This window comes from Paenibacillus macquariensis (genome assembly GCF_900156375.1).
GTDB lineage: Bacteria > Bacillota > Bacilli > Paenibacillales > Paenibacillaceae > Paenibacillus_AQ > Paenibacillus_AQ macquariensis.
This window is the reverse complement of sequence record NZ_FTNK01000010.1, coordinates 92,318-116,879: the sequence shown is the minus strand read 5'-3', so window position 1 is coordinate 116,879 and position 24,562 is coordinate 92,318. Positions and strand designations below refer to the sequence as shown.

Below are 24,562 nucleotides of genomic sequence, written 5' to 3'. Positions count from 1 at the left end.
CTATCCCCCATCCATCGCATTGGAACGAGTTACACTAGCACTTAAAGTTAATTAGATTACATAAGCAAACAGACCACCCTTGGGCGGTCTACTGAATCAGTCAACTTTACTCTTTTGTATATACTTGAATCATGTAAATGATCGAGATCATCTTAGAATCCTCTATTCTGTAATCAACCCATATGCAGATATCCGCTTGATCCTCCGCGCTACTAACATCGATACGAGATAGGACAACACAATAATTGAGATACAAAGCATGACGATAAGTGGAATATTAATAATGAATTGCACGTTATGAATGCCCGCTCCAGAGAGCAGTAACGTAAGCATGGAATTGGTGTACAAACACCCTAGGACACCCCCAATAATGACCCCCAAGATAACAATTGGAACAAAACTAAGTGCGATCTGAGTCATAAGCTGAATCGTAGTATACCCTGTCGCTTTTAATATCCCAAACTCCCTTTTACGCTTAAGAATCATCGTTTTTATGACTAAATATAGGATCATTAGGACGACCACAACCGTTATTGCAAGAATCATCACCATAACAGCAAACACGGACGAAACATAAATACTGCTTTGGCTGTTTATCGTCTCATCTACGTTGATTATATCCGTTGTCATATTCCCGTATTGCGCTTTAATGTTCTGGATAAAGCTAGTATTATCTATCCCATCCAGATAAACATTAATTAAAGTGCCTGTATAGTCTGGAATCAAATGCTGTATTCCAGGCAAAGTTAAATAGGTCATTTGCCCCATATTGCTAATTGACTGACTTAACCCCGTAATTAAGTAGGGATGGGATACAGTACCTACCTCCACCTCTACGGTATCGCCGATGCCTTTAGCAAGCAGCTTTGACACTGCCCAAGAGACCGCAATTTCGTTATCATACTCCGGAAATCGCCCTTCATAGACCGTCTGGTTCTCCAGTTTACTGAAATCATCTGAAATATTCATATAAGTGAATTGCCCGTCAACCCTTGTAGAAATGAAGTCTAGAATAGCTGTCTTTGCTACAACATCCATTTGTTCAATAGCTGGACGTATCTTATTACTATCCGCTGCAGATTTAGACTGAATCATAACATTCGACGTCTCCGCACCAACGAGATGAATAAACGCCTGTTTATCTGACGCAACATTATAATACAACACAATGGAGAAGACGGAAGCAAAAGTAATAGCGGCAATAATAAAAGCAATCATGATATTTTGTTTACTATTCATAATCATAGTCTTACAAGCAAGCACGAACTGAAGCCCACCTTTAGCCTTTTCAAGCGGGAACGGATTCTTTTTGAAACTGTGTGTCATAATACCACCCCGAAGTGCAGCGACAGGATGAAGTTTCCTGATACGTATAGAGGAGAGCAACGTCACAAGTAGCACCAATACAGCAACAATAAGAATACTGAGCACATTAGCCGCAATATCGAAACCTTGAGTCCACAGTAGCCCCGTTAAAGATGAGACGATGCCACCAAATATGGGAACTACAGCATAAGAGACCCCAATACCCACTATGCCTGCTGAAAGCGTAATGAACATAAACTGCAATGTTATGGAGGCAAGAATCTGTCTGCTCGTGTATCCTACTGCTTTGAGGACGCCGATATTAACCATGCCATCATCAATACTGTTTGTCACACGGAACTTGATGACAATCAAGGCGACAAGCACAATCACCGCTGCGAATGCAACCAAAATCATAGAAATAATATTGATTGTCATCGTGCCTACACTTTTCGTCATCTCTATATCCGTCTCCAAAAAAAGTGGAGCTAACGCATTCTTACTTAGATCAGGGAATTTCTTATTGTAATCATTAAGCAGCGTAGTCGACTGTCTATGATCGTTAAGGGCTGCGGACACAATGGTTCCTCCCGCTGTCTCTCCTAATTCATCCGACAATTGGCGATACTCTACATCCGGTAAAAGGAATTTCATGATGCCCATACTAGGTGTACCCAACATAGTCGCTTCAAAGAATCCTGCTATACGATAGCTATAGGCCTTATCCTGATAGTTCATGGTAAAGGTATCGCCTAGTTTGTATCCACCACTTGATTTAAAACTGTAAGACACATAGATATCATTGTCATGATTCGTATGTAGCTTCTCGACTAGCTTCAAAGGTGAGAAAGTTCGATTGGCATCCGCATTAAGTAGCGCAGCGCCACTATTCATATCGCTATCACCATATCGGAATTTGGCTGCATTCACTAATATAATCGATTCCATTTCGGTTTCTTTCACACCAGAATTGTTCTTAAAGAAGTCGCTATAGGCTTCCTTATAGTTTGCACGGTTCGTAATGATGCTAAGATGCGGATCATGTAGTTCCTCAACCTTGTCGTCATAGAAGGTATTCATTTGGGAAATAACGGTTATACCTACGTTGAGTAGCAGCGCCGCTACAAAAATCAGAATAAATAGTGAAAATGCCGCACTCTTACCTTTTTTGATATTGGCCAGGGCGAGATTAACGATTTTCATCCTACCACCCCATTTCGGCGAGGAAGGCTTTTAACTTCTCATGCCTTGCAGCATTGTGCGCCACATCGAAAGCATCCAGCTTTAGGTCTCCACAAATAACACCATCTCGTAGATACAGTATTCTGTTTCCTCTTAAAGCCGTTTTGATATCATGCGTGACCATAACAATGCTCTGTCCATTCTGATTAACCGCAGACATAACATCCAGTACGCTATCGCTTGCAGCAGAGTTTAGTGCACCTGTCGGTTCATCTGCAAAAACAATTTTTGGACTGTTGATTAATGCCCGTACGATACCTGCCCGCTGCGCTTCTCCACCAGAAAGCTGCGAGGGAAATTTACCCCATGATGCTTCATTTAGTCCAACTTGGGTAAGCAATTGTTTCGCTTTTGTAACGATGGCCCGCTTATTCTTACTTACTAGCAATCCGCTCGCTAGCGCATTATCCAGAACACTCATATTGTCTAGTAAATAGACCTGTTGGAACACAAACCCACAATTATTTCTTCTAAAAATCGCAAGTTGATCGTTATTCAGCTTGGAGATATTCTTCTCTTCAAAATGAATCTCGCCTAATGTCGGTTTATCCATACCACTAAGTGCATAGAGGAGCGTCGATTTACCTGAGCCTGAACTACCCATAATTACCGTAAAATCGCCCTTCACTAAGCTGATATCCAGATTCTTCAGGACATGCTGCTGAACGCCACCACTGGAAAATGTCTTACATAACTTTTCTGTTCTTAATAGCCCCTCTTGCATGGATTAACACTCCCTATATAGAAATATTTATTGTAGTTTCTATCTGATCTTGTCCTAGACAAATAAGACTGTAAGTTGGATTACAGTCCTATCATACAAGAGCAATTCTTATTTAATCTTTGTTCAGTTCTTAACTGTTTCTTAATTCGATTTAGGCGAGCTTAATTCTCAGGGTTACAGTAAGACCATCCCCACGGTTATGACACTCAATATCGCTCTGCATGTTCTGCATGAGATATTTAGAAATGAATAAACCAAGTCCTGATCCACTTTTGCCCTCTGCGTTATTCCCACGATAAAATTTATTGAATACTAGAGGTAATTCATCCCCATTAATGCCACTACCATAATCCATAATGCGAAGTTCTAAATGTGTATGCGTAACAAGCGAAGTAATCGTGACCACGGTGCCTGCGTACTTATAGGAATTGCTCAGAATATTGTCAAAAACTTGTTGTAGACGTGTTACATCCGTTAAAATAATACACTCCGGAATGGGATCCCAGCTAATCTGATCATCGTAATTCACATTCGCAATGATGCCATTTAGTACTTCGCTTAATTCCTCCATCACCGTTACCTTTAACTCTTGTAGTTCTTCTAAAGTCGCATGAAACATATCCGTCACCAATAGATTAATCTGCTCTGCTTTCATATAAATCGTATTTAACTGCTTGATCACTTTATCTTCGGTAGCCCGCATCAGCATCAATTCGCTCACTGCTTTAATAGAGGCAACTGGTGTCTTAATATCATGACTTAGGCTAGCAACAAGCTCCTTCTTGCTGCGATTAGCGACATATTCACTATGACGGGCTGTAGCTAATTCCTCACGCATAATATCGAAGCTCTCGGTAAACGCACCGAACGGGTTGTCCTTGTCCATTGTTAAAGGAATATCTAAATTCCCTCTCGCCACATTTACAGCAAAGCTCTGTAACTTTTTGAACGGTGTAAAAACAGTATGGTTTAAAAATATAATGTAGAGGACGCACAGCACCATTAACGTCGTAAATGTCAGCACTATGATGATTAGAAGCTGACTCTTCATATGCTGCACAACTTCTTTATTATCATTATGTATAATAAGCTTGCCTACGAGGCTATCTTTTTGCATCACGTCAATGATCGTATCTCTATTTCTGATGGCATCATTTATTGTCGTGGAGAGTTCCTCAGCTGTTTGGTAGAGTACAATTCCACTGTTATCTAGAACAGCAAATTGCTGATTTATGGTACTGTAATCTCTCTGTTCAATATGACCCCAATGGCTTTCAATCGTCTTTAACATCTTATTCGCTGCGATAATATCCACATGGTTATCTACCTTGGTCTCGATCACTAGCATAGCTAGGACAATACCAGCAATAAACATCGCAATGATGATTAAGAACAACCATTTGGCTCTCATATCCTACCATCCTCTAGAACGTATCCCGTTCCCCATACGGTGGTGATATATTGTGGCTCGTTGGGATTGACCTCAATTTTTTCACGTAAATGACGGATATGTACATTTAGCGTTCCATCCCCCGTAAACGAATCACCCCACACATTTTGGAACAGCTCTTCTTTTGTCACTACCCTGTTTTTATTTTTCGCCAAATAACAGAGCAGTTTATATTCCAACGCTTTAAGCTTGATATCTACACCGTTCACACGGACACGGCACAGCATACAGTCAATCTTGACCTGACCGAACTCTAGCATTTCAGTGGAACTGTTATTCCCATATCTTTTGAGTACCGCCTTTACTTTGGCAAGCAATATACTAAGCGTATAAGGTTTTTGTATGTAGTCGTCTCCGCCTATGTTAAGTGCAATGAGAATATCATCATCACTAGAACGTGCACTAATAAACAGAATCGGTATCTGCGTCGTTTGCCGTAGCCTTTTGCATAGATCAAATCCAGATGTATCCCCGAGGTTGATGTCCAGCAGGATCAGTGATGTTTCATTGTCTCGCAAAAACTGTTCACAACCATCTGCACTCGTTACATACGCTGATTTGACTTCGAACATATTAAAATACTCGCTCGTCGTCTCTGCAAGGACAATCTCGTCATCCACAATTAAACAATCAAAGTTCATATATACTCTCCATTAGACGATAGAATAATAACTGATTCGCACCCCCCATAATATACCACGCAGTAAGAAACTTCCGATATCTTTAATTGAACATCTACAGTACCTTTGAGTGGATCGGGATAGCAAAAAGGCATGCGCTATATCCGCAATATGCCTTCTTGATTGTACTACTTATTCTGTTTATGTTGTTCCCGCAATTTTAGCAGAATCGTTATAGCCTCTTTGATAGTCAATTGCTTTATATTTCGCGATTATTACGCTTCGGCACTTTCCTTAACCCTATATACACAATTTCTTCCTCCTGCCAACATATGCTCTACCCTTTCGATAAGAACGGTATTTCCCAGTACGGTCTGAAATAGCTGCAACTCATTCTTACATAATCCAGCACAAGCATTAGCAACATCACAGATCGGACAGTGCTTCTCAATTAACAAAAGACTGCCGTCATCTTGATCCTTAACCTCCGCCATATAACCTTCATTCGTTCGAATATCGGCTAGTTTCGAAAGCTTATCCCTTACGCCCGATGCGTCACCAAGGTACTGAAGATACTCATCTTGCATATTCTTATTCCTGACAGTCAGCAGCTTGTCTAACCCCTCGTTCCCGAAAGCCTCTTTCATAGAACGAATCAGACTAACTGACAATTCAGAATAGCCGCTTGGAAAGAACCGATTAGCTTCAGGTGTTAATCTCCATAACTTGGCTGGCCGACCCATGGGGCGGGCTTCTTCTTCATAAGTAACTAATCCTTCTTCTTTCAAGGCATTTAGATGTTGACGAATAGCCATCCCAGATAGCATAAATTCAGAGGCTAGTGCCATAACATCCATCCCACCCTCCTGCTTTAGCATATCAATGATCCCTCTTCGGGTTCGAGTTGAAGAATCCTTATTTGTTTCATTCCGCTTCATTAGGGACCCTCCTCCGTACAAACTGATGTGCATCACTCCCTACATTTTAAATATAAATATTTACAAAGTCAAAATGAAGTTGTATGTTTACTTTGTAAAGAAAATTGTTTACTAAGTATCCAGCACCATGGTATACATAAAAAAATTTGGAGGTATTACATTTTGTCTAAACATCAGAGTATTTTCAGCCCACGTTATTTTGCACTATCGATAGGCATCATTCTATCCGTCATGGCGGTTGGATTCGAAGGTTTAGCAGTAACCACGATCGCCCCTTCGATTGCTGCCGACTTGAACGGTATTGACCTCTTTGGTTGGATATTCAGTACGTATCTGCTTGCACAGATTATCGGAACCTTAGTCGTCGGTCGTATTATTGATAGACAAGGACCTGCTATACCGTTTACCTTCGCACTTCTGTTATTTGTCGTAGGACTAATTGTTGCTGCGACTGCAAGCGACATGTATATGATGATCGGAGCACGAGCGATGCAAGGCCTTGGTGCCGGTGCAATGATGACTTGCGTGTACACAGCAATATCATTGAGTTACCCTGATGAATTGCGGGCCAAGATACTCGGAGCCTTCGGTACGGCCTATGTTCTTCCGTCCATGCTTGGTCCATACGTGGCCGGTATTATCGCAGAGCAGTGGTCTTGGCGATTTGTATTCTGGGGAATATTACCGATCTTGATTCTGTCCGCACTGCTTAGCTTACCGGCCTTCAGGAAACTAAGGGCACAGGGTGTGCAAGCGGAAAACGGCGCTACCGCTACATGGATGGCCATATTATTAACGATAGGTACAGGGATTTTCTTAGTTGGCCTGGGCATGTTGCCAACAATTACGGGGATAATCTTAAGTATTGTCGGCTTAGCATTAATGGGATACCCACTACGCAAGCTGCTACCTAAGGGTACTCTTACCCTTCGAAGAGGTATGCCAGCTATTCTAGCAACACGTGGGTTATTCTTCGCTGCATATGTCAGCACACAGAATTTCTTAGTATTAGCATTAATCGATGTGAAAAAGATGACGCCGGATCAAGCTGGATTAATTGTGGCCAGCGCTGCACTAAGTTGGTGTGTCTTTGCTTATCTACAAGGACGATGGGATACGGCTGATCAGGGTCTTGGGCGTAATAAAAGAATTATGCTCGGTGTGCTCCTGCTTACAATTGGCATTGTAGTTGTATTGTGGATTCCAATCGTAACGACTGCCGTAGCTGTTATTGGGCAGATTATAGCGGGCATCGGGATGGGATTAGCACATCCCACGAGTGGCGCGGTGTCCTTTGCCCAAAGTGGCGAAGATGGGGCTGGTAAGACTTCTGCAAATTTGCAATTCGCGGATTCTTTCACACCAGGTGTAGTCATTGGTATAGGCGGTGCAATCCTTGTGGTTAGTCAGGTTGCAGGCTTGTCGATGCAATCTGGATTGATTGTAACGATGGGATTCCATCTCTTGTTAGTCATCATGAGTCTGTTCGCAAGTACTCGAATTAAACAGGCCACCTAAACAATTAACAAACCAATAGTCAGATAAATTTATGAGCATGTTGGTCCAGAATTCCACAATAAAAAGCCGTTCCTTGTTCTTTACAAACATGGAACGGCTTTTATCCCTCTATTATAATCCCATCAGTATAGGGCTACTTTCCCATTACATTCTGTCCTGTTGAAGAATCTGCTTCCATCTGCCAGGGTGACTATCATCTATGTACACAGGTTGGAATCCTAATTTCAAATAAATGCGGATCGCAGGTAGTCTGAAATCGTCTGTCTCCAAATATGCAGCTTCACCACCCGCTTCTCTTATCTTGTGCAAAGCCGCAAGCGTCGCTGCAAACCCAAGACCTTTACCCGAGTATTCTGGAAGCACGCCTACCATATGCAAATACCAATCATTATTGGAGCCACTACTCGTTTCCCATGCTGTAGCTGTCGCCACAGGTTGTTCCCCTCGGCAGATAAACAGAACACGATCGGAATAACACGGCACAGGGTCCCCGATTTTGTCCACAAATTTCACTTCTCTTGTGAAAGAGTGACGAATGAGCTCCTCCCAATTCCGTTCATCTCCTACCTGGAAATGACGAAATCGGTACCCTATTGGACAATGAAATTCAGGTAAGTCAGATAATATTTCTTTCTTCATAATGAGTTTGGAAAGGACCTGCCCCATCGTCATTTCCTCTCTTTCGCTTTGAAATCAGGAAATGATATTACTTTACCACCAGCTTCGACCGATTCCATCGACAAGGAAAATATAGAACTCCAAGTCACTGCATCATACACGTCCACGGAGGGTGTTCGATCCTCCTGAATGGCTGAAATAAATTCCTCCAACACGAGAAAATCCCCACCACCATGTTTCGTTTCGGAAGCGTATTTCCCCCATTCCTTCCATGTCGGATGGTCATGTAGGGGCTGATAGTTCCGTAAAGGTTCCCACATTTCCGACCCGTCTTCTATATTGTTAGGTGAGCGATCTTTGAACCATATCAAATCATCTTCCAGCTGATGACGACCTGTAATAAAAGCACCCTCGGTTCCCTGCAGTAAGTAATGCGTTTTATTATGTGGTCTTACAGAAGTCCAGTCGACACGTAGTTCAATCAGTACACCCTTCTCTGTTTGTAAGACGGCTACCGCACTATCGCCCTGTCTCCAGAAATCCTTCCGTGCTGCCGGGTGATCTTTACCGTAATGTTCGCCAAAGTAATGCTGTAATGATCTTGATTTGGAAACAAAGGTGGACACGCTTACCAGACGATCTCCGTTAGGCTTGTTCAGATTGATCCATTGCGCAAGCGGACCTATCGAATGGGTCGGATAGTTAATCCCATTATATTGTTGATGCAATTGGCCTCGCCACGTAAGGGACCCGTCTGGATGATGGGTCAAGTGACGCAAATCGTGGATATATCCACCTTCTAAATAAGTAATTTCGCCGAACATCCCTTGATCAGCCATATGTTTAATCGTCAGGTTCGAACGCGAGAAGCAATAATTCTCAGACATCATATATTTCAGTCCGGTTCGTTCTACAGTCTCGATAAGTTCCCAGGCTTCCTCTAACGTTTGGATCGAAATGACTTCACTCAAGACATGTTTCCCCGCGTTCAACGCATCGATGGACTGCCTTGCATGCAAATGCATCGGACTTAATATAAATACCGCGTCAATGGAAGAATCCTTCAGCATTTCGTGGTAATCTCGGTACGTTCGAATTTCAGGAAATTTCTCTTTCCATTGATTGAGCACCCACTCGTTCAAATCACAGGTCGCACTCAGTTGAATCCGATCCGAAAGAGAGTATAGGGCATTCATAAAACTTGCTCCTCGATTTCCACCTACGATAGCTAAGCGAACAGGTTTACGAATCATTTGTGCTCCACCCGCTTTCTTTCCGGATAAATGCGGCTTACGATGAGCTCTTGTGCTGTCTCATCCCCTTCCGCGTTCGGGTACTTCTCATAATCAATCATGTTACCAGTAAATTCTGAAGCCCACTCAGTCAATCGATCACTTGCCATGCTAACCATTTCCAACCTGACTTCATGGTCAAGGACAGTCACGATTCGAACAGCGGGAACATCGGGCACGGCTGCGGTCTGAATGAAATGCCAATTCTCTTGTCTGACGATGGAATGAATGTGATTATGACCGTTGAAATAAAATCCGATGCCCTGCCACTGTTCAAGTATCGGCCAAATGTCCAAGGTCGGGTCAAGTGACATCATGGGCTCGGTTGATCTAGCCGTCGTCCCATATAACGGGTGATGACCGAATACGAATAGTGGCTTATCCGTCTGTCTACTCATTTGTACTTCAAGCCAAGCTAACTGTTCTTCATCGATCGTTCCGCTCCAATCGTCACGGTTCTCACGCGCGGTATCCAGCAATAGGATTATGGCATCCGGTTCCTCGATGACACCGTATCGCTGTTGCCGAGTGATTGAAAGAATATCTTGTTTCGGGTAGTTGTACGTATCATGATTTCCTAGAATATGAAGGAAACGACCGCGAAGCTTTCTGCTGTCAATTCGCTTCATCATGTCATTGAATTCGGTTAATTCCCCCGCATGTGTCATATCCCCCACGGAGATATGATAATCGGCATCCATGGACAAGAAATTGTCCATAAAGTGCCCATAATACGCATCGCGAGCTTCTTCCATGGTTAGATTGCAGTCTGTCAGTTCCCTCGGGTAGTGTAAATCACCAATAATCGCTAGTTTCATATTAACTTTCCCCCTATCCTTTAATGCCAGAATTCATAAAGCTTCCGATTACCTGCCGCTGAAACAATAAAAAACCTATCATAAGAGGTGCGGAAACAATCAGCGTCGCTGCACATACGTCAGACCATTGCGCACCAGACTCAGTCGCCTTTGCGAACATCGCCAAACCTACGGTTAATAATCGGTTATCCTCTGAATTTGTTACGATAAGCGGCCATAAGAAGTCATTCCAATGAAAGCTGACGGACACGATAGCAAATGACACGTAAATTGGACGAGACAGTGGAACATAGATTCGCGACAGAATATGTAGACGCGAGGCTCCTTCTACGCGGGCGGCTTCATCCAGCTCCTTAGGTAATTGCTTGAAAGACTGCCTTAGCAGGAAGACGCCAAAGGAGGATGCAAAGTAAGGCAACATAATCCCAAGCTTCGTATCTAACAATCCCATTTCGTTCAACACTTGATAATTAGAAAAAATGAGAACATCCGGTGGCACCATAATTTGCACCAGGAATAACATGAATAAGAAATCCTTCCCTGCGAACTCGACCCGCGCGAACGCATAAGCAGCCATCGTCATTGTGACAAGTTGGACAACCAGAACACCACTGCACACAAGCAACGTATTCATGAAGAATTGTCCGAATGGCGCTGCCTGCCATACATGAATAAGATTATCGAACGTCAACCCCCATGACCACCCTGTACCAATGGTGGATTCTTTTGGAAGAAAGGCCGTTCTCACGACCCATATGAAGGGTATCATCCATACCACAGCAAAGCCGAAGCCGATCCCATTCCATAATATCTGAAGGATTCGACGTCGTGTACTTTCATAACGTAACGTGCGATTGTCTACCAATGGCTTACGGTATTTGCGATTCAACAACAGTGGCAGCTTTAATGGATTACCCATGAACTCCCTCCTATTCATAATGGATTTTATGGTCCCATCCAAAAAACTGTATGGAAGAAATGATGAGTAGCAATGCAATCATCACGACGGTCATCGTCGCAGCCATACCCTGATCGTAGAAATTGAAGGTCGTATCGTAGATATAGTACAGTAGCAAGTTACTCGCGTTGTTCGGCCCGCCTTTTGTCATAATCCAGAGATGGTCGACTAACTTAAAAGAATTCGTTATCGCTACAACAGCCACGAACAATGTGGTCGGCATCGTGAGCGGTATGGTAATTCGCCGTATGGACGTGAGCGCACCGACACCACTCACCGCAGCTGCTTCATATAAATCCTTGGGAATCTGTTGCATCCCCGCTAAATAAAAAATCATGAAGTAACCCGCTTCCTTCCATACCATCATGACAATTAAAGCCCCCATCACCGTATCCGGTGATCCAAGTAAATTAATCGGTTGATCTGCAATCCATGAAGCAAGTCTTGCCATAATCCCGAAATGCGGTGTATACAGAAACAACCAAATGTTCGCCACGGCGATCATCGGTATCATATTCGGATAGAAAAATGAAAGACGTGCAAGCCCACGGCCTTTTATCGCCTTGTCTGCAAACAGTGCCATCAAGAACGCTAACGCTAGTGAGGTCGGTACTGTTCCTATCGCAAACCCTATATTGTTACCGAACACTTTCATAAAGACTTCGTCTTTCAATAGATTCGCGTAATTACCAAATCCCACGAACATAGGTTCAGGCGTCGCTAGATTCTTCTCGTACATGCTAAGCCACAACGATTTCAGCATGGGGTAATAAGTAAACAGGCATAGAAACAGAAGCGAAGGTAATACAAGCCCCCAGCCGAATCCGTTTCGTCTAAGCTTCTCACTCCATCCGGCCATCATACCATCAAGTCCTCCCTGATTAAGGTTCCACGATAATTGAATGAACGAAATATGTCAGGACAAGCGAACACGGCTGTCCTGACATTACTCGAACATTTAGACTTTAACCTGCATTTATGATTACTTATTGAAGGGAGCGAGCGCTTGATCCGCTTCTTCTTGCGCTTTCTTAAGTGCACCAGCTGCATCAATCTCTCCAGCCAAAGCAGCTTGTATCTGATTGGTGATCGCCGTCGACACTTTCCCATGGTTATGGGTGGATAGTTCTCTGAACGCGTATTCCAGTTGATTCCGCGCAACAAGTGCTTGCGGGAAGTCCGCCGTGTATTTCTTCATCGCTTCCGTATCGTACGCAGATTTCCGTACACCGACATAACCTGATGAACTGCTGAATAATGCAGCTTGTTCTGGCGCTGTCATATACTTAACGAATTCCCAAGCCGCCGCTTGTTTCTCAGGAGATGTATCCTTGAAAATATACAAGTTCCCGCCGCCCGTTGGCGATCCGAATTGCTTCTGCGCTGGTGGAAACGCCACGCCGAACTCGAATTTGGCGTTATTCTTCACGTTCGTTAAGTTGCCGCTCGTGTGCATCATCATCGCTGTTTTACCTTGAATGAAGTCGGTTGGCACCGTAGCCCAATCAATCACGCCTTCTGGCATGGCCTTCTGTTTATGGGACAAATCTAGCCAGAATTGCAATGCTTCAACATTCTCCGGTGAATTGAACATCGCTTTTTTACCATCGGAAGACATTATGTTTTGCTTGGGATCGGTAGCGTTTTGCCTTGCAAGCATTTGAAACATCCAATAGGAATCATCATTACCCGGGATTTCCAAACCTGCATGACCATCCCTGTTTAATTTCTTGGCGTACGTCACAAGTTCATCCCATGTTACAGGTGGCTTCTCTGGATCTAAACCTGCCGCTTTAAACATTTCTTTGTTGTAGTACATAACAATCGTGCTCCGTTGGAACGGAATGCTGTAAGTTGTATCTTCTGTCTGCGTATCTTCTAGAAAGGCAGGATAGAAATCCGACATCTGAATATCCGTATCTTGAGCGATAAAATCATCAAGTGGAATGATCGCCTTCATATCCAGCATGCTGTACAATTCCGTCGACATCATGACAGCCACATCCGGCGGTTGTTTCGCCTGAACACCCGCTTGGATTTTCACCGTATTATCACCATAATTACCTGTGTACACAGGATTCACTTTAATATCCGGATGTTGTTCCATGAATGTGCTTGCCATCCCGTCGATCACTTTAGTCAGTGGACCACCAACATTAACTGGATAATAGAATGTGATCTCAACTTTCTTACTCTCCTTGGTTTCCGGTGTACTTGCAGTTGTTGAAGGTTGAGCGGTATTAACTTCCTTCTTTACCTCTGATGAGTTATTCGATTGGCCGCAACCTGTGATCGTCATTATAGAAACCAACAGCAACAACGCCGTTAACTTGGATTGCTTTAACATTTCTGCTATCCCCTTTTCCACTTCGATTCGGATTTAAAATGCATAATGGCGAAAGTTCAAACTGATGCGATTCGAACCTACGTCAAGAATATGAAGTTGTGCCCCATTGGCAGTTGGTAGAACCGCAATTCCTTGTGCTTCCGTGCCGCTAGGTAAATTACGATCAAAGACAACGGATACGCTGCCGGTATCCGTATCGATCTGATAGACCGTCTGGGTTGCATTATCCGACGATGCGTATAAGACACCGTTATACATTTCAGCCCCTTGGATTCGATCGATACTTTGTGTAAGAGGAACTGTTCTAATCAGATGCATATCATCAAGGCTAAACACATTCAATACACTGGCATTGCTCCACTGAGCTGTGTAGACCTGTCCGCGAGCGGCATCTACTGCAACCCAAGGCACGCCTCCAATATGTAAATTCAGCGGTAAGGCGTATGATGTGCCCGTATATTGCAAGGTATTTGCATCATAGAGGGCGATATAAGGATGCTCGTAATGATCGCCATCTTCAATGGGAGCATAAATTTTTCCATTGTAGTACGAGATATCACCTATGTGGTCTCCACCTTGGGCAGAAATTGCCGATGGAATAGCCAATTCATTTCGTGCCTTCACTGTTTTGCCGTCCAGTGCAGTGCGCAAGAGACCATAAGGCGAACTGAAGATCCATGAGTTGCCATCCGTCGTCACACCTTGGCCTCGTTCAAGAGCATCTAGCAACCAGAAAGTTTGCTTGGATACCTCATGCCAAGACCCACTAGCCGCTGCTACCTCTGCATCCATAACCACAGTTGTGCTTGTCGGGTTATCCAATCCGACATCGGCAGCGGATGCTACCATAGATAAAGCACTAGTCGCAAGAACGCCCGCACACATCAGACCGAATAATCTCGTTAATTTCATGTTTCTCTCCTCCTAATAAGGTTGTAGCTCGGCACCTTCGCGCCTTGCTTCAACCTCATTATAGGGCTAGCCTCTACCTCACCAATTGAACAAAACACGTCTTTCCTTGAACAAAACTCTCATTTGCATAAATTTAATCAAACACTCGCTTGATGAGGTTTCGATGAGATTTGATTAGCATACAGTTTCGGGGTAAGGCCTGTCTCACGCTTAAATAATCGGGTGAAATGCCCTTGATCGGCAAACCCAACCTGAGCGGCTATTTCCTTTAGACTCACTTTCCCTGAACGAATAAGAAATTTAGAACGTTCGATTCTTAAACGAATTAAATAATGATGTGGTGTAAACCCGGTTTGTTGTTTAAAGATACGGATGAAATGGGACTGGCTCATATTGGCCATCGAGGCTAGCTCCGTCAGTTGAATCTCTTCTTCTAAGCTTTCTCGCATAAATTGAATCACCTGAAAAATTTCTTGATTGGCTGGTGTTTTGCTATTTGAATGTTGGGGGATCACAGAGGAGTAGTGTTGTAACAAATGAATGATCAACATATTAGATAATGAATCGCTGTATATTTTTCCTTTAGCTCCGCCATTCTGCAATTCTTCAAGCATCCAGAGTCCTAGTTGTAGAAGCTTCGAATCTTTGACATGAAATTTGCGGTCTAACTGTATATGGCCTTCTGTCAGAAAGCCGGATTCACGAGCGATCTCTTCGATGACCGAAGGCGTAATTTCAATCTTGAGAAAATAGAGCGAGGTTCTACCCCAAGGGCAAAGAATACTCTCATTACATGGGGCAATGTGAATCGTATAATAATTTTCATAGTAGGCTGTGCAATGAATCCCTATCAAATACTTAGACTCCGACGAAGGGCTGAACGCTTGTTGAGGGCTATACCATTGTGAAACCTGAATCTTATCCCAACCATATGTATCGCTTGCAACAACAGGTTGGAACGCATTAGCCACGGGAGGTGATCCTTCAAATTGTTCCAATTCTTTCATATCTATCCCCCTTGTTACCCCCAATATATCAGTCTTGTATGCGCCCCACGTCAATGAGCTGTAAAGGCTATGTTAATTTCCCTACTGGGAACCATGCGAATTTCCCGTTCCTGTCGTTACATTGCCCTCTGCATAAATAATAGTTATCAATAAAGAAGGCATGCTGTGATAACCACAACATGCCTTCTTTATTGATAACTCTATTATTAACGATGACTCACCTAACAGTTGAGTCAAGAGTCGAATGAAACAGATAGAATAGTCTAAAACGATTGCAAATCATTGTGATTTATTAATGACGTGTTCGTAGCATTCGTCCGACAATATAAAGCATTTGTTTTCTTGTGATGAAGCGAGACATTTGAGCAGAGATATAGTTCTTAAACCCTGGGATGACAAATACCTTTTTAGCTTGAAGTGAGCGAAGAGCAACATGAACCACATTTTCTGGAGTATCCCGTTTCCCTACAGATGCTTCATCTGCCCCCACAACATTGAAAAATTCTGTTTCCGTTGACCCAGGGCATAACGCAAGAAATTGTACTCCACGTTTTCGATTTTCCTCCCATAGTGCCTGTGTAAATGATAACACGAAGGCTTTAGTAGCACCATATACGGCCATATTAGGAAGAGGTTGAAATCCTGCTGTTGAAGCTACGTTAATGATCACTCCGCTTTTCCTTTTCAACATTTCTGGTAAAAATAAATGGGTAAGATCTACAACCGCCAATACATTAAGCATCACTTCTTCATGCTCCCTTGGGCCAGATAGTTGTTCAAATCGTCCATAAGTAGCGAATCCTGCATTATTAATTAGAAAATCAACACTCAGACCACGTTCCTCACATTCTTGATAGACCCTGATTGGGGATCCTTCTTGAGATAAGTCTGAAACAATCACTTCCGTTTGAATACCGTGTTCTTTATGTAGTCTCTCTGCTAAAGCATTCAGTTTGGCTTCCGAGCGAGCGACTAGAATCAAATGTCTTCCTTTTGCTGCCAATTCATGCGCAAACGATTCGCCAATGCCCGATGAAGCACCTGTAATCAACGTCCATTTGTTTTGTATCACTATCATCCTATCATTTCCCCCTAAATTAATACGATTTAGAAACAGTGTTTCATTATGAATCATTGTATATAAATAGGGTTATAATGTCAAACGGAGAGCTTGATAGAGCAACAAGGTCTTTGGTTCATTACTTCATACCATGTGTGATCGTATTTATATTCGCAATTTACAATTCAAAACAGTAAAATAATCTTTAGAGTACAGGGATAATTGTAGAAAACTAATGTTCTAAGGGTGTGAAATTATATGCATAATTCGTCCGAAGTGCCTTCCATAAATGGTCGTAAAGTTACAACCTATCCAAATGTAAAACTTCAGCATGCCGAAATGTTGAAACTTAATATTATAGAAGCTGCCGCATCGATTATGCAGGAACACGGTCCTGAAGCCGTAACCATTCGTAGGGTCGCTGAAAAGATGGAATGTCCAACAAAAATTATTTATAACTTGTTTGGGAGTAAGGAAGGTTTGGCTAAACGACTTTTCCTAGAAGGATGTAAATTGTTATCTACTGCCTTTCAAGCAGTTCCAGAACAGGCAGATCCTACACTATATCTTCGCGATCTTGGACAAGCTTATTGGGATTTCTCACGAAATTATACCAGTTACTATATGGTGATGTTTGGTGGAGCCTTTAGTGAATTCAAACCAGAAGAGGAAACTTTACTGGCTATCAATACTGCTTTACAACAAATAATCACTATTATTACACAAGCGATTGAGCAAGGATTTATTTCAGAGAAGGACCCCCTCCTTGTTGTTAACCTTATCTGGGCAACGCTACACGGTACAATCCACCTGCATTTAGGAGGACACATTCAGCATGAGGCAACAGCTAAATTGTTGTATGATAAATCTGTAACGAATTTAATTCACACATTCTTTCGAAGTGATAACTAAATCAGTAAAAAATATAAGCCGCTATCTTGGAATGTTCCATTGATGGCGGCTTATTTATATCATTTAAGTTCGCACTCTAAGGATAGCTCAAACCAAAGTTTATTGGATAATTCGCATTTATGGTTACTGGTAGTTTCCCCTTAGGCTTAGAACCAAATATGACCTTGACAGCTGCTTCCCATGATACTGGGATCGGTGTTATCCAGTACCAATTATCCAATGCATAAGTTGAGATATAAGCCTTAACGTCAGGGTATCCTAAAAGGTCGTCAGGGCTACCGAGAGAGACAGCAACCATAGGCTTCCCAGTTGCAATTAATCCGTTCACCATGTCAATTTGCCCTTGGGGTATGGCCTGATCTGACTTCGTAAATACAATAATTCGATCTGCTTTCGAAGCCTGTTCAACAGCCTGTTCTATCGCCGATTTGTTAGCATCCAATGGTTCGCCTTGGGCTTCAGCGGCTTGAAAGGAAATGACTTCTCCTTTACTTACTTTCCTTACCGCCTCCGCAATCCCATCCGCATAAGCCATACTGACGACAAGGGTTGTTGTATTTACTGCAGGATCAAAAGGTAGAATGTTGTCATTCTTCACTAGTGTTATGGAATCCAATGCAATTTGCTCCGATTGTTCCCAATGTTCTTTGCTCCCCACGACTTGCGTGGCATGATCAATGTCTACGAATCGGTGATCAAACATGTTCAGCTTCAATTTATAAGTTAAAATCCGTTCCACTGATTCATCGATTCGACTACGCTCTAACTTACCCGTCTGCAATGCTTCATAAAGGGTATCTAACGTATCATATTGGTCGGACTCGGAACCATTGGCCATGACGATGTCCGCTCCAGCATTCACCGCCATCACTGCCGCTTCACCCGCTCCCCAATTGTTGGATATCGCTTGCATGACCATCGCATCGGTGACTATGATCCCTTTAAACCCCATATCCTCTCTCAATAGTCCTGTGAGAACTTTTTTCGAAAGTGTTGCAGGCAATTCAGGATCAATTGCATCAATTATGATATGTGATGTCATGATAGATTCAATACCTTGATCGATCACCGCCTGAAATGGAGGGAGATGCACGCTCCGCAATACCTCTTCGCTATACGATACTTTGGATAATGCCGAATGCGTATCGAATCCTGTATCTCCATGCCCTGGGAAATGCTTGGCGCTAGAGATGATTCCTTCGCTTTGATAACCCTTCACTTCTGCTACAGCCATATCGCTAACTAACTTCGTATTCTCACCAAAAGATCGAACACCAATGACTGGATTCTGAAGATTAGAGTTCACATCCACCACAGGGGAGAAGCTCCACTGGTAACCCATCGCTTTGGCTTCAATAGCCGTCAACCGTGCTGCTTGTTGCGCATACTCGATGTTTTGTGTAGCCCCAATGGCCATCTGTCTTGGTAAGATTGTTGCTTCTCCTGGAACTCTCTGTGCAGCACCATATTCCAGATCACCAGAGATAAATATAGGGATACCTAATCTAGATGCTGACGCCAATTGTTGTAGTTCATTATTAAGCCTAGCATTCTCAGCAGCAGTATCCATTCGTCTGTTCAAGAGCGCACTGCCCACATAATATTCCTTGATCATCTTCCTTGATAACGAATCTGCTTGATCTGTAGGTGTATACATCACCAGTTGACCTATCTTTTCTTTGTCATTCATTTGAGCTACAAGTTCTTTAGCCTTATCCTCATTGGACATTTCATTCTCTAGAATCTCAGTAATGGATGCACTGGGTATAGGTTCAGGTTTGCTGTTACTTTTTCCTACAACATTCATCCGATTTATTGCGTATGTAGTAGCTGTTGCGATTACTAATATAGATGCGATTACAATAACAAGTTTCTTTTTCATTGTTACACCCCTCTTCTCAATTCTATAAGCCGAATGAATTCGAATTGAAATTTCTCCATTAATCAAGTTAAAAATGATTTCAATTAACATCTTTGGGTTAGTGTAACCCGTCAAAATTATTGAAAACAATATCACAAATTAATGATTTATTATACATTTAGATATCTGTAAAAGGATGTATGCTCAATCTCCTTCCTTATATTGTTCAGTATAATGGCTCAATTGTTCAACAATTTGTATGGCTTCCTTTCGTGAATTGGCAGGTGCAGAAATAATAAGATCCGTAGTTGATTTTCTATCACCATCAAGGGGTTCAAAAACCCAAATCGTTAGTTTATCAAAATGATCAGACATCCAAATCACACCTAATGCTTCAATATTAACTGTTCCATTATCAATAGGAGTGTAATGTAACATTCCCCCACCCTTAAGCATAGATTTGTAAAAAGTTATATCAATTACTTCATTTGTCTTTGTGTATTCAAAATTATCAATCATGATTGAACCCTTAAACTTAGGATCCGAAAAAAATCTTGTATATAATTTTCCTTTAACAGAAATAGTGATATTTTCTACATAAGTGTCATCATTCATTCGAAATTGGACAGCAGCATACTCTTTATCTATTGTGCTGGGAATTCCCGATATCGCTATTACAATGCCAAATAGTGACGCAATACATAACAGCAATAACATTACTTTTAATACCGGTCTCAAGAAATAATAGAACTTATCTCGAATTCGCTGAGATTTCATAAAATTCAAATATGCTGCTTCTTTTTCTTCACTAGTCTCACTATCGAATTTCGAAAAATTAGGATCTATATTCATAAGGTTATCTCCCCTCTATACTACTTTCTTGGAATCTTACGAAAGTGATTATCACCTTATGTCACAAAATAATGATGTCGTGCCGCCATTGCAGTTTTGTATTACATATTCTGGATATTTTACTAGTTCCCTCTTTATTTACTCATGTCCCTTACCTGTATTGAGCGCGGTGATTAACACCTCCGCGAATTATTGCACAACCAAAAGGCATGAGTCCGGTACAATACCGAACTCATGCCTAACACAATAACCTATTTCACTTTATGGAACCACTTCACATTTGGGTTGTGGTTAAATTCGGTTAAATTCAATCCAATCGATCTGCAATCCTGGTTTGACGAAATCTAACTTCATCTCATAAAGGCCTGCTTCCAATTGAACTTTAACAAGTTTCTGTCTAATCCATCTGCCGTCTGTACCATTCGTTTGGATCGTCGTCACCGGCTGTTCGTTCAACATGACATTGCAAGCACTTTGTGCAAGTTCCGATTCCGGAGACATGATGTGCACAATAATCCGATACTCGCCGGCCGCGTCTACTTTCACAACAGTCGATCCAACTGTGGCAGGTTTCACCTGTGCATTGTCAGATAATAATTGCGCTTGTTCCGGTGAAAGAGCCGGATTGGCTGTGAATGTATCGACCACTTCTTCAATCACCTGTTTTCTAGAGAATACTGGTGCTTGCATAATGAACTGGCAAATATTGATGGCGCTACGCTGAAGTTCGCCACGAGTCAGAGTCCCATTGTCCAAGGATTCTATAGTATTGTCGTCATACGCATTAACTTCCGCCCCGTAGTTCATGACCACCATGTAGAGATCGTTCTGCGCACGAACCATCCAGTTCATAAATTTACGATCTGCTGTGCCGCCTTCAACTACGTCATTCATAATTGCCCACCAGTCCGTCATCACGATGCCCTTAAATCCCCACTCCCCACGAAGAATTGTGGTGTTCATGTCATAATTGGACGCTGCCCAGTGTCCATTAATCGGATTGTAGGAGGTCATAATCGAATTCGCTCCGCCCTGCTTCACTGCGATTTCGAAACCTTTCAGATAAATTTCCCGTAGCGCGCGCTCAGACACGATGGCATCGACTTTACTGCGATGTTTCTCTTGGTTGTTGCATGCGAAATGCTTCAACGTGGCATTGGAGCCACCTTTCATAATCCCGCGCGTGCATGCTGCAGCGAATACCCCAGAGATCAGCGGATCTTCTGAGAAATATTCAAAGTTACGTCCGTTAAGCGGGCTGCGTCGAATATTCAGACCAGGACCAAGTAACGCATCAATGTTGTAGCTTAATAATTCGCGACCTTCCATGACATAAAGTTCTTCGACCAGTTCCGTATTCCAAGTAGCCGCAAGCAACGTTCCGATAGCAACCTGCGTTGCTTGTTGCCCGCTGTCCATCCGAATCCCTGATGGGCCATCTGCCGTACATGCAACTGGAATACCGTAGTCTAACAAGCTGTCACTTACTCCACCGAAAGCAGAAGCCGTACCCGGTGTAACCAATGGACTACTCATGCCTTCTCCTCTTACGATCACAGCTAGATCCTGATCGTTAAGTTGGGCAATAAAGGCTTCCATGCTGACTTTTCCTTCATGTACGTCTCTTAGCTTGTAACCCAGATTGCCGGTTTGCTCCAGGATCTGCGGCAGATTGTGTTCAATTCGTTCTGCCATTGAAACTTTACGCTTCGGTACTTCTGCGAAGATCAGTTCATACGAACCATCTTCATTGCGGGCGCCGGGCTTCATTCTCGTAAAGTCTTCCGTTGGCGCCATTGCTTCTTGTAATTGTTCTACGACTTGAAGAGTCTCAACAACGTAACCGTTCTGACCCTGAATGCCGATTTCCTCCACATGTCTAACGCTAGTTCCGACATAAAGGCGATATGTCCCTTCTTCCAGTACATAAGCGGAAGGATGCCCTGTCACACCCGCATCATCATAGGAAGCCATCGAATGAACAGGGAAACTTACGGTGAGATGTTGCGATTCACCCGCTTGAAGTTCCTTGCTCTTCACGAATGCAGCTAGCACTTTAGCTGGTTGCCCAAGCTTGCCTTGCGGTGCTTCGTAATAAACCTGCACGACCTCTTTTCCTGCATAGGTCGTTCCGATATTGGTTACGGCTATAACGATTTCAACGTATTCTTCACCATCTTTGGTGGTCAGTGTAGCTTCTTCTGACATGATTTCGAACTGTGTATAAGATAATCCATACCCGAATTCGAACTGAACTTTTCCTGGTCGAAACGTTTCGAAAAAACGATAACCTAAATAAATATCTTCTTGGTAGACATTTTTAAATTCATTGCCGTAATTCTGAGTGGATGGATAATCCTCAATTGAATAAGCAATGGTATCCGTTAATTTACCGCTAGGTGTCACTTCTCCGACCAACACATCGGCAATCGCATTACCACCTTCCATGCCACCATGCCAACTGTAAATAACACTTGCAATCGGATGTACATAACTTTCATCGTTCATCCAACTCATATCGATAATATTTGATACATTCAGTACAACAACGGTTTTCTCGAAATAGGTAGTCACTTTCTTCAGCATTTCTACTTCTTCTGCTGTTAATTGGTAGCTTCCCGCCTCATTAGCATTATCCTGATCTTCTCCTGCTGTACGTCCAATAACAACAATTGCCTTATCAGATTTATTTCTTGCTTCTGATACTAGTTCATCCGTTAAATCCATTTCTTTCTGGTGCCACGGTTCAGCTGCCCAGCCGCCTCCACCATTATTAAATGGATTTTGCTCAATCCACTGTTCATATACCGCTGCTAATTCTTCGTTAATGGTAATATCCTTCTTGCTCCGAAGACCGTCGAGCAGATTGGTTGTATGGGAAACATGGACACTCCCCCCTGAACCAGTTCCACTACGATAGTAATTCACTTGCGTTCTGCCGAATACTGAAACGCTTTCTTTTTGTTGAATGGGAAGAGTCTGTCCTTCATTTCTTAACAGTACAGCACCCTCTGCTGCTACTTTTCTACTAAATTCAGCAAAACCTTCTAACGGAACTCCTTGTTTCTGTGTGTTCAATTTATTCCCTCCTGGTTGTCATTTTCAAACGTATAAATAGGTAGTAGGTGTCTGACTTCAATAGTCTTCAATGATTGCCTCTTAATACGTGTGAGACATCTACTTATTACCATAGTAACAAATTATATTGAAGGACGTTAAGGCTTTTAAATATTACATCCATTATGAGTGTACAAATCGTAATCGAAAGGTACGAATGTACACTTTTTCCCTCCCTATTTGAATCAAAAAAGACAATTATAGACATTCTAAAATCATATTACCTAGAGAGGTATGTGATTTAGTGAGAAAACTAAGGGTTCAGGTGCTCACATTGGGATTAAGCTGTAGTATTATTCTGCTCTCTGCATGCTCGTCAAACAATGAAATAAGCCCACGTTCCGTAAATGACCACAAGACAAATATAGTTACAGAAGAACAAACCAATGATCCCGATTTGTACTTCGGAGATTTAGGTGTTAAACAACTACCTAATTCTCACCACATACGGAATTTAACTGCTGATCCGAGTAAAAAGGTGTTACTAGATCCAAATGGACTCCCACTCATCGAACAACACCCTAACCCTTCCACTAAACCGAGTCCTAAGAATTATGTGGAGAAGGTGATAACGACCGCTGAATCTTTTATAGGAACCCCATATTTATATGGTTCTGATCGAACGGAGCCATCAACGTTCGACTGTTCCGATTATATACAGTGGGTATTCATGACTTCATTGGACATGTACTTACCATGGGATTCGAGGGGTCAAGCTGCATATGTACAAGCCTTTTCCAAAAAGCACTATACTTCATTGAAAGAAGCAAAGCGTGGTGATTTGTTATTCTTTTCTAGCTATAGAGGAGACAACGCATCTGACTATGCAAATTTAAAACCTTCCGAAAAGATAATTACCCATGTAGCTATTTATATGGGGAATGGAAAGATCATTCATTCTCCTTCTAAAAACAGCGGCGGGGTTCATATTGGCGAATTGACGTGGAGGCAGTTAAATAACCGCTTCGTCTTGGGAGGAAATATTCTAGATTAACTGTTAACCAGTGTTTG

Annotated in this window: 20 protein-coding genes; 3 read left to right on the top strand and 17 right to left on the bottom strand. The window is 42.5% G+C overall.

Going from position 1 to position 24,562, the window contains the following annotated elements:
* Positions 1 to 162: 162 nt before the first annotated feature.
* The 5 genes from BW961_RS18050 to BW961_RS18030 form a co-directional block, all read right to left on the bottom strand.
* On the bottom strand, positions 163 to 2,508 hold the full coding sequence (locus BW961_RS18050) for an ABC transporter permease (RefSeq protein WP_068579902.1): 2,346 nt from the start codon (positions 2,506 to 2,508) through the stop codon (positions 163 to 165).
* A 1-nt stretch (position 2,509) separates the two neighbouring features.
* The gene (locus tag BW961_RS18045) at positions 2,510 to 3,271 is read right to left on the bottom strand and encodes an ABC transporter ATP-binding protein (protein WP_068579900.1); all 762 of its coding nucleotides are present in this window, start codon (positions 3,269 to 3,271) and stop codon (positions 2,510 to 2,512) included.
* A gap of 151 nt (positions 3,272 to 3,422) precedes the next feature.
* Complete coding sequence (locus tag BW961_RS18040; protein ID WP_068579898.1) at positions 3,423 to 4,682, bottom strand: HAMP domain-containing sensor histidine kinase; 1,260 nt, start codon at positions 4,680 to 4,682, stop codon at positions 3,423 to 3,425.
* Entirely contained in the window at positions 4,679 to 5,362 is a 684-nt protein-coding gene (locus BW961_RS18035) for a response regulator transcription factor (RefSeq protein ID WP_068579896.1), read from the bottom strand. The genes BW961_RS18040 and BW961_RS18035 overlap by 4 nt, the downstream gene beginning before the upstream one ends.
* Positions 5,363 to 5,616: 254 nt before the next feature.
* Entirely contained in the window at positions 5,617 to 6,279 is a 663-nt protein-coding gene (locus BW961_RS18030; RefSeq protein ID WP_068579894.1) for a helix-turn-helix transcriptional regulator, read from the bottom strand.
* 162 nt (positions 6,280 to 6,441) lie between these two features.
* Between BW961_RS18030 and BW961_RS18025 the strand changes: the two genes are divergently transcribed.
* Positions 6,442 to 7,797, top strand: a complete 1,356-nt coding sequence (locus tag BW961_RS18025; RefSeq protein WP_326110830.1) for an MFS transporter — start codon at positions 6,442 to 6,444, stop codon at positions 7,795 to 7,797.
* Between the two features lie 144 nt (positions 7,798 to 7,941).
* Here the strand turns inward: BW961_RS18025 and BW961_RS18020 are convergent, their stop codons facing one another.
* The 9 genes from BW961_RS18020 to BW961_RS17980 form a co-directional block, all read right to left on the bottom strand.
* Positions 7,942 to 8,463: a GNAT family N-acetyltransferase gene (locus tag BW961_RS18020; protein WP_068579892.1), complete on the bottom strand. Its 522-nt coding sequence runs from the start codon at positions 8,461 to 8,463 to the stop codon at positions 7,942 to 7,944.
* A 2-nt stretch (positions 8,464 to 8,465) separates the two neighbouring features.
* The gene (locus BW961_RS18015; RefSeq protein WP_068579889.1) at positions 8,466 to 9,668 is read right to left on the bottom strand and encodes a Gfo/Idh/MocA family protein; all 1,203 of its coding nucleotides are present in this window, start codon (positions 9,666 to 9,668) and stop codon (positions 8,466 to 8,468) included.
* The gene (locus BW961_RS18010) at positions 9,665 to 10,525 is read right to left on the bottom strand and encodes a metallophosphoesterase family protein (protein WP_068579887.1); all 861 of its coding nucleotides are present in this window, start codon (positions 10,523 to 10,525) and stop codon (positions 9,665 to 9,667) included. Before BW961_RS18010 ends, BW961_RS18015 begins: the two co-directional genes overlap by 4 nt.
* Positions 10,526 to 10,538: 13 nt before the next feature.
* The gene (locus BW961_RS18005) at positions 10,539 to 11,444 is read right to left on the bottom strand and encodes a carbohydrate ABC transporter permease (RefSeq protein WP_082867302.1); all 906 of its coding nucleotides are present in this window, start codon (positions 11,442 to 11,444) and stop codon (positions 10,539 to 10,541) included.
* A 10-nt stretch (positions 11,445 to 11,454) separates the two neighbouring features.
* Positions 11,455 to 12,345, bottom strand: coding sequence for a carbohydrate ABC transporter permease (locus tag BW961_RS18000; protein WP_139331684.1), 891 nt, complete (start codon positions 12,343 to 12,345; stop codon positions 11,455 to 11,457).
* Positions 12,346 to 12,465: 120 nt separating this feature from the next.
* On the bottom strand, positions 12,466 to 13,830 hold the full coding sequence (locus BW961_RS17995; protein WP_068579885.1) for an ABC transporter substrate-binding protein: 1,365 nt from the start codon (positions 13,828 to 13,830) through the stop codon (positions 12,466 to 12,468).
* A gap of 33 nt (positions 13,831 to 13,863) precedes the next feature.
* Positions 13,864 to 14,742 carry a DUF6923 family protein gene (locus BW961_RS17990; protein ID WP_068579883.1) on the bottom strand — a complete coding sequence of 293 codons (879 nt, stop codon included), beginning with the start codon at positions 14,740 to 14,742 and terminating at the stop codon, positions 13,864 to 13,866.
* A 137-nt stretch (positions 14,743 to 14,879) separates the two neighbouring features.
* Complete coding sequence (locus BW961_RS17985; RefSeq protein ID WP_082867301.1) at positions 14,880 to 15,749, bottom strand: AraC family transcriptional regulator; 870 nt, start codon at positions 15,747 to 15,749, stop codon at positions 14,880 to 14,882.
* Positions 15,750 to 16,041: 292 nt separating this feature from the next.
* Positions 16,042 to 16,827 (bottom strand): SDR family NAD(P)-dependent oxidoreductase, encoded by a 786-nt coding sequence (locus BW961_RS17980; protein ID WP_068579881.1) that lies wholly within the window; start codon positions 16,825 to 16,827, stop codon positions 16,042 to 16,044.
* Between the two features lie 240 nt (positions 16,828 to 17,067).
* On the opposite strand from BW961_RS17980, the gene BW961_RS17975 reads away from it, so the two are divergent.
* Positions 17,068 to 17,721 (top strand): TetR/AcrR family transcriptional regulator, encoded by a 654-nt coding sequence (locus BW961_RS17975; RefSeq protein ID WP_068579879.1) that lies wholly within the window; start codon positions 17,068 to 17,070, stop codon positions 17,719 to 17,721.
* 76 nt (positions 17,722 to 17,797) lie between these two features.
* Here the strand turns inward: BW961_RS17975 and BW961_RS17970 are convergent, their stop codons facing one another.
* The 3 genes from BW961_RS17970 to BW961_RS17960 all read right to left on the bottom strand — a co-directional run bounded on the left by BW961_RS17970 (position 17,798) and on the right by BW961_RS17960 (position 23,512).
* On the bottom strand, positions 17,798 to 19,603 hold the full coding sequence (locus tag BW961_RS17970; RefSeq protein WP_068579874.1) for a glycoside hydrolase family 3 protein: 1,806 nt from the start codon (positions 19,601 to 19,603) through the stop codon (positions 17,798 to 17,800).
* A gap of 183 nt (positions 19,604 to 19,786) precedes the next feature.
* Entirely contained in the window at positions 19,787 to 20,434 is a 648-nt protein-coding gene (locus tag BW961_RS17965; protein WP_068579873.1) for a hypothetical protein, read from the bottom strand.
* A 291-nt stretch (positions 20,435 to 20,725) separates the two neighbouring features.
* A complete protein-coding gene (locus BW961_RS17960; protein WP_068579872.1) occupies positions 20,726 to 23,512 on the bottom strand; it encodes a glycoside hydrolase family 3 C-terminal domain-containing protein in 2,787 nt (928 codons plus the stop codon).
* Between the two features lie 283 nt (positions 23,513 to 23,795).
* Here BW961_RS17960 and BW961_RS17955 point away from each other — a divergent pair, with 283 nt between their 5' ends.
* On the top strand, positions 23,796 to 24,545 hold the full coding sequence (locus BW961_RS17955) for a C40 family peptidase (protein WP_068579871.1): 750 nt from the start codon (positions 23,796 to 23,798) through the stop codon (positions 24,543 to 24,545).
* Positions 24,546 to 24,562 lie beyond the last annotated feature (17 nt).

Bases quoted from the DNA above. Each gene is read 5' to 3' on its own strand.
- BW961_RS18050 (WP_068579902.1), bottom strand. From the start codon at position 2,508: ATGAAAATCGTTAATCTCGCCCTGGCCAATATCAAAAAAGGTAAGAGT.
- BW961_RS18045 (WP_068579900.1), bottom strand. From the start codon at position 3,271: ATGCAAGAGGGGCTATTAAGAACAGAAAAGTTATGTAAGACATTTTCC.
- BW961_RS18040 (WP_068579898.1), bottom strand. From the start codon at position 4,682: ATGAGAGCCAAATGGTTGTTCTTAATCATCATTGCGATGTTTATTGCT.
- BW961_RS18035 (WP_068579896.1), bottom strand. From the start codon at position 5,362: ATGAACTTTGATTGTTTAATTGTGGATGACGAGATTGTCCTTGCAGAG.
- BW961_RS18030 (WP_068579894.1), bottom strand. From the start codon at position 6,279: ATGAAGCGGAATGAAACAAATAAGGATTCTTCAACTCGAACCCGAAGA.
- BW961_RS18020 (WP_068579892.1), bottom strand. From the start codon at position 8,463: ATGGGGCAGGTCCTTTCCAAACTCATTATGAAGAAAGAAATATTATCT.
- BW961_RS18015 (WP_068579889.1), bottom strand. From the start codon at position 9,668: ATGATTCGTAAACCTGTTCGCTTAGCTATCGTAGGTGGAAATCGAGGA.
- BW961_RS18010 (WP_068579887.1), bottom strand. From the start codon at position 10,525: ATGAAACTAGCGATTATTGGTGATTTACACTACCCGAGGGAACTGACA.
- BW961_RS18005 (WP_082867302.1), bottom strand. From the start codon at position 11,444: ATGGGTAATCCATTAAAGCTGCCACTGTTGTTGAATCGCAAATACCGT.
- BW961_RS18000 (WP_139331684.1), bottom strand. From the start codon at position 12,345: ATGATGGCCGGATGGAGTGAGAAGCTTAGACGAAACGGATTCGGCTGG.
- BW961_RS17995 (WP_068579885.1), bottom strand. From the start codon at position 13,830: ATGTTAAAGCAATCCAAGTTAACGGCGTTGTTGCTGTTGGTTTCTATA.
- BW961_RS17990 (WP_068579883.1), bottom strand. From the start codon at position 14,742: ATGAAATTAACGAGATTATTCGGTCTGATGTGTGCGGGCGTTCTTGCG.
- BW961_RS17985 (WP_082867301.1), bottom strand. From the start codon at position 15,749: ATGAAAGAATTGGAACAATTTGAAGGATCACCTCCCGTGGCTAATGCG.
- BW961_RS17980 (WP_068579881.1), bottom strand. From the start codon at position 16,827: ATGATAGTGATACAAAACAAATGGACGTTGATTACAGGTGCTTCATCG.
- BW961_RS17975 (WP_068579879.1), top strand. From the start codon at position 17,068: ATGCATAATTCGTCCGAAGTGCCTTCCATAAATGGTCGTAAAGTTACA.
- BW961_RS17970 (WP_068579874.1), bottom strand. From the start codon at position 19,603: ATGAAAAAGAAACTTGTTATTGTAATCGCATCTATATTAGTAATCGCA.
- BW961_RS17965 (WP_068579873.1), bottom strand. From the start codon at position 20,434: ATGAATATAGATCCTAATTTTTCGAAATTCGATAGTGAGACTAGTGAA.